The sequence below is a fragment of the Halomonas sp. BLK-85 genome, from assembly GCF_044792155.1.
GTDB lineage: Bacteria > Pseudomonadota > Gammaproteobacteria > Pseudomonadales > Halomonadaceae > Vreelandella.
Map to the genome: position 1 here is coordinate 2,552,706 of NZ_CP087731.1, position 13,458 is coordinate 2,566,163.

General features: G+C 52.1%; 14 protein-coding genes. 8 read left to right on the forward strand and 6 right to left on the reverse strand.

The annotated features are described in order from the left end of the window. Positions 1 to 15 precede the first annotated feature (15 nt). Together LL947_RS11605 and LL947_RS11610 are read right to left on the reverse strand one after the other, a co-directional pair. Complete coding sequence (locus LL947_RS11605; RefSeq protein WP_404414080.1) at positions 16 to 684, reverse strand: response regulator; 669 nt, start codon at positions 682 to 684, stop codon at positions 16 to 18. Between the two features lie 18 nt (positions 685 to 702). After that, entirely contained in the window at positions 703 to 1,425 is a 723-nt protein-coding gene (locus LL947_RS11610) for a rhodanese-like domain-containing protein (protein ID WP_499833279.1), read from the reverse strand. 170 nt (positions 1,426 to 1,595) lie between these two features. Here LL947_RS11610 and LL947_RS11615 point away from each other — a divergent pair, with 170 nt between their 5' ends. Genes LL947_RS11615 through LL947_RS11625 form a run of 3 tightly spaced genes read left to right on the forward strand, consistent with a single transcriptional unit; the run spans position 1,596 to position 3,968 of the window. Then, a complete protein-coding gene (locus tag LL947_RS11615) occupies positions 1,596 to 2,582 on the forward strand; it encodes an ABC transporter substrate-binding protein (RefSeq protein WP_499833280.1) in 987 nt (328 codons plus the stop codon). Continuing rightward, complete coding sequence (locus tag LL947_RS11620; protein ID WP_499833281.1) at positions 2,579 to 3,379, forward strand: ABC transporter permease; 801 nt, start codon at positions 2,579 to 2,581, stop codon at positions 3,377 to 3,379. The genes LL947_RS11615 and LL947_RS11620 overlap by 4 nt, the downstream gene beginning before the upstream one ends. Then, positions 3,360 to 3,968: an ATP-binding cassette domain-containing protein gene (locus tag LL947_RS11625; RefSeq protein ID WP_499833282.1), complete on the forward strand. Its 609-nt coding sequence runs from the start codon at positions 3,360 to 3,362 to the stop codon at positions 3,966 to 3,968. The genes LL947_RS11620 and LL947_RS11625 overlap by 20 nt, the downstream gene beginning before the upstream one ends. Positions 3,969 to 4,075: 107 nt before the next feature. On the opposite strand, the gene LL947_RS11630 is transcribed toward LL947_RS11625, so the two are convergent. Genes LL947_RS11630 through LL947_RS11645 form a run of 4 tightly spaced genes read right to left on the reverse strand, consistent with a single transcriptional unit; the run spans position 4,076 to position 7,795 of the window. Continuing rightward, positions 4,076 to 4,870, reverse strand: coding sequence for an ABC transporter permease (locus tag LL947_RS11630; protein WP_499833283.1), 795 nt, complete (start codon positions 4,868 to 4,870; stop codon positions 4,076 to 4,078). Next, positions 4,867 to 5,622, reverse strand: a complete 756-nt coding sequence (locus LL947_RS11635; protein ID WP_499833284.1) for an ABC transporter ATP-binding protein — start codon at positions 5,620 to 5,622, stop codon at positions 4,867 to 4,869. Before LL947_RS11635 ends, LL947_RS11630 begins: the two co-directional genes overlap by 4 nt. Beyond that, positions 5,609 to 6,607: a PQQ-dependent catabolism-associated beta-propeller protein gene (locus LL947_RS11640; RefSeq protein WP_499833285.1), complete on the reverse strand. Its 999-nt coding sequence runs from the start codon at positions 6,605 to 6,607 to the stop codon at positions 5,609 to 5,611. The genes LL947_RS11635 and LL947_RS11640 overlap by 14 nt, the downstream gene beginning before the upstream one ends. A gap of 57 nt (positions 6,608 to 6,664) precedes the next feature. Next, complete coding sequence (locus tag LL947_RS11645; protein WP_499833286.1) at positions 6,665 to 7,795, reverse strand: ABC transporter substrate-binding protein; 1,131 nt, start codon at positions 7,793 to 7,795, stop codon at positions 6,665 to 6,667. A 409-nt stretch (positions 7,796 to 8,204) separates the two neighbouring features. Here LL947_RS11645 and pedF point away from each other — a divergent pair, with 409 nt between their 5' ends. From pedF to LL947_RS11670, 5 genes are all read left to right on the forward strand, one after another. Beyond that, on the forward strand, positions 8,205 to 8,660 hold the full coding sequence (pedF, locus tag LL947_RS11650) for a cytochrome c-550 PedF (RefSeq protein WP_499833287.1): 456 nt from the start codon (positions 8,205 to 8,207) through the stop codon (positions 8,658 to 8,660). A gap of 52 nt (positions 8,661 to 8,712) precedes the next feature. After that, entirely contained in the window at positions 8,713 to 9,672 is a 960-nt protein-coding gene (locus LL947_RS11655) for a substrate-binding periplasmic protein (protein ID WP_499833288.1), read from the forward strand. Beyond that, positions 9,629 to 10,471: a quinoprotein dehydrogenase-associated SoxYZ-like carrier gene (locus LL947_RS11660; protein WP_499833289.1), complete on the forward strand. Its 843-nt coding sequence runs from the start codon at positions 9,629 to 9,631 to the stop codon at positions 10,469 to 10,471. The genes LL947_RS11655 and LL947_RS11660 overlap by 44 nt, the downstream gene beginning before the upstream one ends. Positions 10,472 to 10,557: 86 nt before the next feature. Continuing rightward, the gene (locus tag LL947_RS11665) at positions 10,558 to 11,448 is read left to right on the forward strand and encodes a quinoprotein relay system zinc metallohydrolase 1 (RefSeq protein WP_499833290.1); all 891 of its coding nucleotides are present in this window, start codon (positions 10,558 to 10,560) and stop codon (positions 11,446 to 11,448) included. Between the two features lie 171 nt (positions 11,449 to 11,619). After that, the gene (locus LL947_RS11670) at positions 11,620 to 13,413 is read left to right on the forward strand and encodes a PQQ-dependent methanol/ethanol family dehydrogenase (protein ID WP_499833291.1); all 1,794 of its coding nucleotides are present in this window, start codon (positions 11,620 to 11,622) and stop codon (positions 13,411 to 13,413) included. Positions 13,414 to 13,458 lie beyond the last annotated feature (45 nt).

Genomic DNA, 13,458 nt, shown 5'->3' on the forward strand with positions numbered 1-13,458 from the left:
TCTATGAGAGGTGTGCTAACGACGCAGATAACGGCTAAAGTCAATATCACTGGCTGATAGAATGGCTTGGACACGATTGTTAACACCAAGCTTGCGCAAAATGGCGGAAACATGCGCTTTGACGGTGGTTTCAGCAATATTAAGGTGATAAGCAATCATCTTATTGGATTCACCCCGGGTCATATGCTCCAGCACCTGCAACTGCTTACGGGTTAAGGTTTCTATCTGATCCGGGGTAATGCTGACTTCCTGGGTCATACGTTTGGGTGTGGAGTTATCACACATGATATCTGACGGCAGATATATATTACCTTCCAACACTTGAGTGATAGCATTTAACATTTTATCACGCGGTGATGACTTGGTAATAAACCCCATGGCACCATAGGTAACCGCCTGAAGAATAACCTGCTTGTCTTCTTCCGCCGAAATGATTACCACGGGTAGCGCGGGGAGCTCGTTGCGAAGCTCAATCAGCCCGCCAAGCCCGTTCATGCCAGGCATATTCAGATCCAGCAGCACCAGGTCAAGGGCATCATTGTTACGCGCCAGCGCCAGAGTACTTTCCAGATCTTCGGTTTCATAAAGCGTGCTGTTAGAAAACCCTGTGGCAATGACACGTGTAATGGCTTCACGAAAGAGCGGATGGTCGTCAGCAACCAGAATGGTATAAGGGGTATCCATGAAATTAGCAGTCGCTCGTTAAAAGTTGTTATTAGAAGACTTATCACCAGGGGACTTTGCAAATACCGGTGTTATGGGCTCTACAGTTTCCACGGGCTTTCCATTGGCCATCCAGGTATCAACACCGTTTCGATACCAATAGAGTGAACGATATCCCGCATTGTACAGTCGCAACGAAGCATTCCACGATAGCCAGCAATCTGACTTGCATGCTACCACTACCGGACGGCGATTGTTACCTTCGGTCAGTCGTTGAACCTCGCCAAGCAGATACTGCTCCCAGCGTAATTCCAGGTCACCTTGCCCAGTATTAGGTAGCCAGTGAGCGCCCACTATGGCCTGGTGAGGTTTATCGATAAGAAAGCGATCATTTTGAAAAGTTAGGTTAATGACATCCACTATTACAAGATCTGGTTCCGACGTCATCAATGCATCCAGTGCTTGAGTGTCTACAGTAGTGATGCCTTCAATTCTGACGGGAGTAGGGCTGCGATAATTATCCACCCGATAACCTTGCTGATCAAACAGATGGCTACCGCCAAACTGTTCAACCTCATCCGCTGACATGAAGGCCGTCTGACCATGAACCTTGATCGAAGAAAAAGAAAAAATACAGATTAACAAGGTGGCTGATATTACAGTCCGCCACTTTTCTGCCCCCCGACGAGAAGCGCTCGAGGCGCCTGAAACGCTAACGGCAATGCTCATAAGTGGTGACGCAGTAATTGTTATTCTCGCCATGGAATCACCTGTTAATCAAGAATTAATCTCTGCACAATCTATGCTTTTATTGCTCACATCTGGAATAGGACCATGGAATCAACCTGGCAGGCACCAAAGTACTATTCTGCGGCATAACAGCATTCCGTAATCTTTGGTTAATTTCTTTTTGTAATTTCCAGGTGATATGAATGCGTTTTTTCCGGTTGTCGCACTTCCTTATGGCCGCACTATTACTCGTAATAGTCAGCCTCCCCCTTCAGGCCGGTGATAGCGCAGACCCCCTTCCTGAATTGGAAATCAGCGTCCTGCAATTTGGAACCGCGCATTGGGAACTTGAACATATCCAGCGTCACGGGCTCGATGCTGACGCTGGTTTCCACCTGAAAATACGCACGGTGGCCAACCTGTCAGCTTCGCGCCTGGCCGTTTCTGCCGGTGATGTTGAGGGTGCTGTCGCAGACTTGCTATGGACCCAGGCCCGCTACCACGACGGCAACCCATACCGCTACGTGCCTTTTTCGTCACAGATTGGTGATATTGTGTCAGCCGATCCTGGCATCGAAACACTTCAAGACCTCAAAGGTAAGCGATTGGGCATCGCGGGGGGGCCTGACAGCAAAGGCTGGATTCTGTTGAATGAAGTCGCCACTCGACAGGGTATCGATCTGTCAGAGGAGGTTGAGGCTGTTTATGCGGCGCCACCGTTATTAAGTGCCTCGCTTGAGCGCGACCAGATAGACGTCTTGCTCACTTACTGGCATTTCGCAGCACGCTTGAAAGGCACGGGAGAAGCACAGACTGTGATCGCAATGGCTGACCTGCTTGACGCCCTGTCACTTTCCCGTGATCTGCCGGTGCTGGGTTACGTCTTTCAGGATGACTGGGCAGCGCAGAACCCAGACCTTCTTGAGCGCTTTTCTCATGCATTGGGTAAAGCTAAAGTTCAACTCAAGCAGTCCCCGCAACACTGGGATGCACTTCGTCCTCTTATGCGGGTAGAGAGCGATACAACATTTAATAACCTGCGCGATGGCTTTGTGGCCGGAATGCCTGCTCCCCTCGATGACCAAAGAATTGCAGACCTTCAACAACTGCTGATAATGACGGGGACAAACCCTGACCAGGTAATGCCGGACAGGCTTTTCTATCGTAGCAGCATGGAACAATCACTGTGACCACTGAATCCTCCAGGCATCCTCAAGCACCACCCTCCTGGAGCTACTGGGTGGCACTGCCAGCCATCTTTTTACTCTGGTGGATACTTGCCGCAAGCCTGAAGACGACGCTTCTTCCCGACCCGTTTCAGGTGGCTCACACTGCCTGGGTTGAATTCCAGCGTGGCGCCTTGACTGAGCATCTTCTGATCACTCTACGACGGGTGGCCATTGCCTTCACCTGCGCCATGGCAGCAGGAATTTTACTGGGCGTGTGGATGGGACGTTCTCGTTTTATCAATGCTCTGCTTGATCCCTTACTTGTGCTGTTTCTGAACCTGCCCGCCCTGGTCGTCATCATTTTGCTGTATGTGTGGTTTGGGCTTATCGAGGCCGCAGCAATCCTTGCTGTGGTCATCAACAAGGTTCCCAATGTAGCGGTGACTGTTCGCGAAGGAGCACGCAACCTGGATGTGCGCCTGGAACAGATGGCCAGGGTATATCACTTCAGCCGCTGGCAGTGTGCCCGCCATGTAATCTGGCCACAGCTTTTCCCTTATGTGATGGCAGCCACCCGAGGTGGTTTGGCATTGATCTGGAAAATCGTCCTCGTGGTGGAGTTACTCGGGCGTTCAGACGGCATCGGATTCCAGTTGCACATGGCCTTTCAGGTCTTTGATGTCAGCACGATTCTTGCCTACAGCCTGGCCTTTGTGTTGGTGGTGCAACTGGTAGAGCTTGCGGTGTTACAACCGTTGGAACGTTATAGCTATCGCTGGCGCCAGCAGGAAATACATCATGCTAACCCTGAATCTTGATAGCCATCACCCTGCCAGCATCCTGGGTAACATTCATACGCAGATAAGGCCTGGCGACCATATCTGCTTGCTCGGACCTTCAGGCATCGGTAAAACAACGCTGCTCAATCACATGGCTGGCCTGATTTCGGGTGCGCCCAAGCACACCATTCAGTATGCGCCTGACATTAAGGTGGGCTATCTTTTTCAGGAACATCGCCTGCTGCCCTGGCGCAGTATTCGTCAGAACATCATGCTGGTGGGGTGCTCAGCCGCTGAGGCGGAGCAATTGCTTTTTCGTGTAGGGCTGGCTCAGGACGCCGAAAAATGTCCTGATAGCCTTTCGCTTGGAATGGCACGTCGCGCTGCGCTGGCGCGTTGCCTGGCAGTCAAGCCTGACCTTCTGCTGCTTGATGAACCTTTTGCTTCACTGGATAACGATCGCGCCACATCCCTTCGCTACCTGATTCACGACCTGCTAAAAGAGTCACCTCACATGGCCATGATATGTGTCACCCATGACCCCCAGGATGCAGAACATTTGGCCAACCGCCTTTGGCATCTTGACGGCACGCCTGCCCAACTGGTCAGTGATCAGCGGATTGATTGAGCATTGGCCTGACTGCGTTATTCGTCTTGCCCAGACCAAGTGATTGGGAAGAAAAAAGAGTCATCGTTAGACACGCCAGCCACTACAAAACGCTAACAGCGGTGGTTTCAACCTGCCATGACCCGAGTCCGTTGCGGGCGGAAACTGGTCGTCGCCAGCGTCACCAAGACAACGGCCGTCACTGTGGTGACCACAAAGGCCAGCAGATCCACTTGCAGATAGAGGGAAAACCGGATGGCTTCGACGGCATGCGTGAAAGGATTGAACTGACAAAGCCAGTAAAGCCAGCGGCTTGCATCCTGCATTCGCCACAAGGGATAAAGCGCAGATGACAGAAAAAACATCGGAAAAATCACGAAGTTCATGACCCCTGCAAAATTTTCCAGCTGTTTGATCCAGGTGGCGATCAAAAGCCCCAGAGCCCCCAGCATCAGCGAGGTTACCAATAACGCCGGCAAGGCAGCCAAATACCCCAGATTGGGCGGCGACACGTCAAGCAGCCGGGCGATCAACAGGAACAGGTACACCTGCGCCAGCGACACCGTTGCAGTGGCCAACAGCTTGGTGACCAGTAAAAATGGCCGCGGCAAAGGGCTGGTCAAGAGCACACGCATGCTGCCCAGCTCGCGGTCATAGACCATGGAAAGTGCACCCTGCATGGAATTAAATAAAATGATCATGCCGCAAAGGCCAGGCGCAATATAGGTTTCGTAGGTGATGTAGGTGCTGTAAGGCGGAATGATGGAAACCCCCAGCACGGCCCTGAACCCGGCAGCAAACACGACCAGCCACAAAAGCGGCCTGACCAGCGCACTGAAAAACCGGCTACGCTGCTGCCAGAAGCGTAACCATTCTCGCTTTAGCATGCCCATCATGCAGTAAGCGTACTGGACCGGCTTCATGGATGATGCTCCTTGATCAAAACGTCAAAGGTCGCGGACAGCGAAGGTTGGGCATGCGCCTGACATAGGGCATCCGCTTTGTCATCCGCTATCAGATGTCCTCGATCAAGTACCAGAACGCGATCATCAGGATGGATTTCTTCGATCAGGTGCGTTGCCCAGAGAACGGTCAGCGCACGCTCGGCACACAGCGAGCGAACATGACGGTTGAGGTCGCGGCGACTTTCCACATCAAGCCCGACCGAAGGCTCGTCGAGCAACAGAAAGCGGGGTTCATGCAGTAAGGCACGGGCAATTTCCACTCGCCGCCGGTGCCCGCCGTTAAGCTGACGAATGGCCACCTTGGCGCAGCCTTCGAGCTGCAAACGTTCCAGCTCCCGCGCACAGGCCAGGCGTGCCTCTCGTGGTGACATGCCATGTAAGGCAGCGTGATAGCGCAGGTTCTGATCCACGCTCAGATCCATATCCAGCGCGCTTTGCTGAAACACCACTCCCAGAAAACCCATGACGGCACTGGGCTGATCCCGAAGGGAACGCCCATTCAACTTCAGCGTTCCCTGCTGAAGGGCCAGCAGCCGGGTCGTCAACCCGAACAGGGTCGATTTACCGGCACCGTTAGGGCCGAGCAAGGCATTGAACTCACCCGGCCATAACGCAAAATCAAGCCCTGAAAGCACGGGCTTGCTGGCATAGCAGAAGCTCAGGTTGTGTGCTTCCAGGACGGGGACGTCCGATGAATCAGGACTTGTCATGGGTGATCCTGACGCCCCAGGGATAACGCCCCACTTCAATGGTATCCACTACCTTGAGAGATTCGACATCAATCACCGAGATGTCGCCACTGACGCCGTTGGTGCTCAACAGCGTGCTTTCATCTTCGCTGAGATCCAACTGCCAGACCCGCGATCCCACTAATAAATAGTCAATGACTTCATAGGTCTGCTGATCCACCACGGCGACGTGATTGGAAGGGCCGAGTGCCACAAAGGCATATTTGCCATCGGATGTCAGTTCGATGCCGACAGGCTGGACGCGGTCCTGGTTAACACCCGCAATTTCAAATCGCATCTCGTGTATTTCTTCCAGCCCGTCAACGTCAATGATATGGACAGTGCCGCCAATTTCTGCCGATGCCCAGGCCACGCTGTCATCCTGATTGAATTCCACATGGCGTGGGCGCTGCCCTACCACCATGTTCTTCTCGATCTCAAAGGTTTCTGTATTGATCCAGTGCAGCATGCTGGTGGTTTCACTGGTATTCACCGCCCAACGACCGTTATGGCTCACGGCCATGCCTTCAGGCTCGATACCGACGTCAATCTGTGCCAGCACGTCCTTGGTCTCAACATCCACCACGGTCACGATGGCATCATCTTCATTGGCAATATACAGGTGCCGATCGTTGGGATGCAGGGCAAACTGTTCCGGGTCTTCCCCTGACGGCAAGGTGTCGATGATTTCATGGGTTTCAAGGTCCAGCACCTGAACCGTGTCACTATCACTGGCGCATATATACAGCTTGCTATGATCACTTGACAGCAGAATACCGCGCGGCCGCATGCCGACATCGATCGTATCAACCACGTCATAGGTCGCCATATCAATGACAGAAATGGTGTCATCTTTTTCATTGGAGACGTAAGCCCGACTCTCAGCCAGTGCTGGCAGCGAAAGGCTACATAAGCCCATGGCCAGAAGGAGCGACTTCACTTTAAAAAAACCATGATGTTTTGGCATTGTTGTTGTCCTTTTTGTCATTTCACGCAGAGGTTGAAAGAGTGACTGACGTGTTCATCAGCGTGCCTCAATAGAACACTCACTCTGGGGAGCATCCTGACCCAGGGTATCCAGGTCAGTGTGCTGATGCAGGTAGCCTTCAAATGGCGCCTGGGCCACCAGGGCTCGCGGGTGCACCAGGGCAATCGGTTGACGTAATTGACCGTTCCACTCACGGAAGGTCAATTTGCGCCCCTTGTGGGCACCCAGTTCAAAGTCATCTGAAAACAGATAGTCATACAGGCGTGGCGCTTGTGATTCGCCACTGCGGGTAACGGCTTCACCGATCGCTCTTATCGCCGCCCAGGCAGCATAGTCATCACCTGTCATGTTTCGATCAGCGTGGTCGCGGAAACGGTTCTGCAACTGCACCGCCCCCCAGGCCTCGATAGACGGGTGCCAGGTGACCGGCATCAGCCCCTGGGTGCCGGCCACCGGTCGCGGCAGCCAGGTGTTATAGGGCACGTATTCGCCGAAATCGCCACGTTCATCGGCTACCACCACCACATCGTAATCCTTGCTCTGGGTAAAACGAGGCAACTCCGATGAAGCGGTGCGACGAATATCCGTATCAAAACGCCACGCTTTCTCTTCCACGAGGGTGATATTGAATTTCGCTACGGATTGGCGGAAGGCCTCGGCGTAAGCCTGATCTTGTGGGGTTGGGCCAGTAATCATCAATACATCGTCCCAACGCCTGAGTTTAAGCCATTGCACCAAGGCATCGGTCAGCATGGCGTAGCTGGGTTGGGTATGCAGGACCTGTGGGTGGCACTGTGACCCTCTTAAATCATCATCACGGGCACCGGCATTGAACAACATCTGGCCTTCATCAAGCCTGTCGGCCATCGCGATCAGAGCACTTGCTGGCACATTGGCCACAAACAGATCGATGTCCTGCTCCTGCATTTCCTCGAATGCGTCAAGAAGGTCCGCTTCCTCTTCGGCCACATAGGTAGTGAGCGGATAGTCATGCCCCAGAAATTGGCCACTGGTGAGGTTATCCTCTATGGCCAACTCAGCGCCGCGCAACCCGGAATCTTCCGGCTCAGGAAACACATTGGATAGCACCGGCCCCTGATGAGGTTGCCACTGAAGATAGCCAACGTTTATATCGAGTGCATGGGCACCTGAAGCGAAAAACCCCAAAAAACAAGCCAATGCACTTTGGCGCCAAACATTACGTGGACAGAAAAACTTTTTTTGCTGAACAACCAGATTATTGTAAAAAAGTTTAGTCAGTAAATGTTCGCTGGAATCCTGTTCGCTGAAACCCATGAGCAACACCCTTTATAGATTTTTTAAGACGTTACTCGCCTCACCTCAAGCATGGGAATGCCTCGATGGAATGAAACAACTGCTACTTAGGTGCCATAAAAGAGACTTAGTCAGTGAGCGGCAGGTGCAAACCCATCGCTTACGACCAAGGAAGTAGATTTTGAACCCTAAAGTGGGATGTGTTGAAAAAGAATCCGCATCTACAGTAATTCCTATTAACAAAAGAAATCTATAACAGTGATTCCAACCATTCCCTTGATTCCATCAGAGGCACACAACAATGTTTATTATCAATAACAATCCCTTGAAAGTTAATCGCAAAGAGCGTGCTTGTCTCAAGGCATCACTGATGTTGATTGGCTCAATGTCTTTGGCGGGTTTGGCATATGGACATGGAGACGTAACGCCTCAAGGGCTGGATACCGAAGGCCTGCCTGAGATCAGCAATGATGTACTCAGCAATCCTTTCCGTGAAGATGCCGAACACGGCGAACATTACGACCTCGCTGTCGAGCTGGGCAAAAAAGGCTATGCCGGTAATTGTGCCAACTGTCATGGCATAGAAGCGATGTCAGGAGGGCTTACGCCAGACTTGAGAGAACTGACTGAATGGGACGACGAATATTATATCGGCCGAGTCGTCAACGGAACCGGTGGTGGCATGCCTTCTTTCAAGGATAACCTAGATAGGTCGGCAGCTTGGGCCATCAAGACTTATGTCGAGTCGGTGCAATAATCAATAAAGACTTCTTACTGCTTCCCAACTGTCAAAACAAGAGTCACTTGTCATGAAAAGACACTTTTTTGGTGTGGTAGCGGCACTGCTGCTTTTTCCATGGTTAAGCGTTAATGCCCAGCAGACAGTGACCGTTGTCCCTGATCGGACCTACGACAAAGTAATGGAATCAGGGTATCTGGTTGCCGCTTTCTATGAGGACTTTCCTCCTTACTCATGGCAAGAAGACTTCACCCCTCAAGGTATTGATGTAGACATAGCCCGCCGGATTGCCGAGCGCATGGGGCTGGAGCTCAGGACTTTCTGGATATCTCCCGACGAAACCCTGGAAGGCGATCTGCGCAACGCCATTGGCGTGGGCCATTACATGCGCCGGGGTAATATCGCCGATATCCTCATGCGCGTGCCCTACGACAAGCGTTACGCCTACCAACAGGATGAAATGGGTAACCTGATCAACGAGATGGGCGTTCTGTTCGGCCCTTACAGTGAAGAACAGTGGCGTATCGCTTACAACACTCAGCAGCTTGATAGCGTCAACACCATTGCCGTCTTGCAGTACCACCCGGTCGGCGTCGAGATGGCCAGCCTCCCCGAGACCTACCTCAGCACCTTTATGCAAGGGCGCATTCGTAACCAGGTACGCCAATTCAGAAACATGACAGACGCCTTTGATGCACTCGCCGCCGGTGACGTTAGCGCAGTGATGGGCATGCAGGGTGAAATCGATTATCACCTTGATCGCCTGGCGGATCAGCCCTTGGCCCAGGCTGAGACGGGATTTCCCTCAATTGGTAAGCAGCAGTGGGATGTCGGTATGGCGGTGAGATTTACCTATCGTCAGCTTGGCTATGCCATCGAAGCCGAAATTGATGGCATGGTGCGTGAAGGCGAAGTGGCCGAGCTTTATCACCAACATAATTTGAGTTGGTCCTTGCCTGCCTATTATGACCAGATTCTGGAGCCTGATGATGCTGTCCTGGAACTTGATAATGTATCCATCGATCCATAAGTCGGTAAGAGCTGCCTCAATCATCAGTTTGGCGGTTCTGTTCAGCCTCGTGTCCAGTAAGGCCTTTGCATTACCAGAGGACATTCATAAATCCCCCATGTGGCAATACAATATCGAGCGCTACCTGGGTACGGATGCTGACGTTGTTCATACTGACAAGGTTAGCCTCAAGGTACCTGATTTTGCAGAAGATTCAGCTCAGGTACCGTTGACAATAGCGCTTGACAGGTTTGAGGGTGATATCCGTTCAATTGTCAGTTGGGTTGACCTTAACCCTGTCCCCCATCTGTTCAGCTACCAGCCACATCAGCAAGCCCCCTTAACGCTTGCGCTTAATTTCCGTGTACAACAAGCGACGACCGTCCGTGCGGCTATTCAGGATGAAAATGACGTCTGGCACATAGCCAGTGCGCACGTCGATGCTGCCGGTGGTGGATGTACAGCCCCGAGTGTGACCGCCAGTAACCCCCACTGGTCTGATCAACTGGGTAACAGTCAAGGGCGCTATTTTTCGCGTCCTGCAAGCAACCGGCTCAAACTCAGCATCATGCACCCCATGGATTCAGGCATGGTCGAAAATGTGCCTATTTTCCACATTAATGAGATTCAAATTCACGCTGTCAATAACGATAAAACAATGGATGAAGAGAGTCTCCTGGGTGAAATGAGCCTGTCTGAATCGGCGTCCGAAAATCCTCTTTTTGTGTTCGATTTCGCCGGTGATGATTCGAATCAATATGCTCTAAGGCTTCGCGACACCCAGGGAAATGTGTTCAAGCGAATACTTGGAGACACATGATGACTACCTTCCCACTCATTCAGATCAGGCTACATTGGTTATTTGCTTTTTTTACGGCAACGTCGCTTTTTTTATTTCATAGTTTGGTGAACGCCTCACCGCAGTATGAACTGGTACCGGTTCAAATTACTGATAACGTCTGGGTCGTCGAAGGAAAGCGTGAAAACTTCTCTCGCGATAATGGCGGCAATATAGTGAACACAGCCTTTATCGCCACCGAAGAGGGTGTGGTGGTGATTGATACTGGCCCTTCCTGGCAATACGGCAAAGCACTTCACGACATTATCCGCGAGACAACAGGCAAGGACATCAACCGGGTGTTAATCACTCACCATCATCCGGATCATACCTTTGGCAACCAGGCGTTTGATGTTGAAAAACTGTATGCCTTACCCGGCACCATCAGCAGGCTAAAGGCCGATGGAGACGCCTTTGCAGACAACATGTACCGCATGGTCGGTCACTGGATGAAAGGCACTGAAGTGATTGTGCCACCCAACCAGATAAGCCCGGGAAAACTGACCCTGGGTGAGCATGAGTTTGAACTGTTTGCGATGACCGGCCATAGCGGGGCTGACCTGGTAGTTATGGATCACACCAGTGGCGTTCTGTTTGCTTCCGACATAGTATTTTTCAATCGGGCTTTGACAACACCCCACACCCCCGGCCTCAGGCAATGGCAGCAAGAACTTGAGGAGCTCAACACCATGCCCTTTTCTTTATTGGTGCCCGGACATGGCCCGATCAGCCAGGATGCGTCACCCATTCTTCAGACATCGGCCTACCTTGACTGGCTGGATACGCTGCTGCAGGAAAGCGCTGAGCAAGGCCTGACGCCTAGCGAAATCATGTCGACACCCATCCCAGATCAGTTTAGCGATATCGCAGAAGTGCGGTATGAACTGGTGCGCACCATCAGCCACCTCTATCCAAAATATGAAAAGTCTGCTCTGCAAGCGCTAGCCAATGACCTTTAGTGGCCGCTTATCTTGGCGGTATTACTACCAAGGTGTCGCTTATTTGGGTCATGGGAACAATAGCGACTCATTCAAAGACCCATAACAATCATTATAGGAAAAAGAAAAGCCTGAATTCACCCCAACCCAGATTACTCCAAACAGAATAATTAATTGCCGGAGATACTAGCCATGAAACAACTCACTCGCATTAGCACTACCTTCGCACTCAGTGCTTTAGCGCTGTCAATTGCTGCTAGCAGCCATGCGGTAACCAATGAAGAGATTCTTCGCGACCAGCAAACACCCGAGGATATCCTCAGTTACGGTATGGGGCTCAACGGTCAGCGCTTTAGCCCGATGGACAGTCTTAATAAGGCTAATGTTAACCAGTTAACTCCCGCATGGGCGTTTTCGTTTGGGGGAGAAAAACAGCGCGGTCAGGAATCACAGCCATTGATCAAGGATGGCGTCATGTATGTGACCGGCTCCTACTCCCGTATCTGGGCCGTTGATGCGCGTACGGGTGAGGAAATCTGGCAGTATGATGCGCGTTTGCCTGAGGGCATCATGCCCTGCTGTGACGTGGTCAACCGTGGCGCCGCCATCTATGCTGATAAAGTATTCTTCGGCACTTTGGACGCCAAAATGGTTGCCCTGGATCGTGAAACTGGCAAGCCCGTCTGGATTAAAAAAGTTGCTGACTATCAGGAAGGCTATGCCATTTCAGCGGCGCCCATGGTTGTCGATGGCAAGGTGATTACCGGTACCGCTGGCGGTGAATTCGGGGTGGTCGGCAAAATCGTTGCCTATGATGCTGAGACGGGCGACAAGGCCTGGGAGCGGCCAACTATCGAAGGCCATATGGGCTATATCTATGAAGATGGTGAGGCCGTCGAAAACGGTATCACCGGGGGAGAAGCTAACCTGACCTGGCCAGGGGACATGTGGAAGAATGGCGGCGGTGCACCCTGGTTGGGCGGCACTTATGACGAAGCCACCAATAGCATCTTGATGGGCACTGGTAACCCGGCCCCTTGGAATTCTCACCTGCGCCCAGGCGACAACCTTTTCGCTGCCTCCAGACTGGCGCTCAACCCGGATGATGGCACCATCAAATGGCATTTCCAGACGACCCCCAACGAGGGCTGGGATTTTGATGGCGTTAACGAACTGATTTCATTCGAATATGAAGAAGACGGTGAGACGGTTCATGCCGCAGCCACGGCTGATCGCAACGGATTCTTCTATGTACTTAACCGGGAAAATGGCGACTTTATCCGTGGCTTCCCGTTTGTTGACAAGATTACCTGGGCATCGGGCCTGAATGATGACGGCAGCCCGATTTTCACGGAAGGCGGTCGCCCAGGCAATCCCTTTGGTGATGATGCGGAAGAAGGTAAAGGCGAAACCGTCTTTGCACAACCTTCCTTCCTGGGTGGTAAGAACTGGCAGCCCATGGCCTACAGCCAGAATACTGGCCTGTTTTATGTTCCCTCGAATGAATGGTCCATGGATATCTGGAATGAGGATGTCACCTATAAGAAAGGCGCAGCATTCCTGGGGGCAGGCTTCACTATCAAACCGGTCAATGATGACTATGTTGGGGTACTGCGAGCCATGGACCCACATACAGGTGAAGAAGTGTGGCGGCATGAAAACCCGGCACCTCTATGGGGCGGCGTACTGACGACTGCCGGCGGCCTGGTGTTTACAGGAACCCCGGAGGGTTACCTCAAAGCATTTGATGATGAAACCGGCGAAGAGCTCTGGCGTTTCAATACCGGCTCGGGCGTGGTCGGTAACCCGGTTACCTGGGAAATGGACGGTGAACAGTACGTCTCAGTTGCTTCTGGATGGGGCGGCGCAGTGCCACTCTGGGGTGGCGAAGTCGGCCAGATCGTCAAAGATTTCAATCAGGGCGGTATGGTCTGGACGTTTAAATTGCCATCATCTGCTGGCAGTGCAGACGTAGCGAGTCGCTAATTTCAGGATTCTGAATTCCTAAATCCTGAATTTCTAAATTCTGAA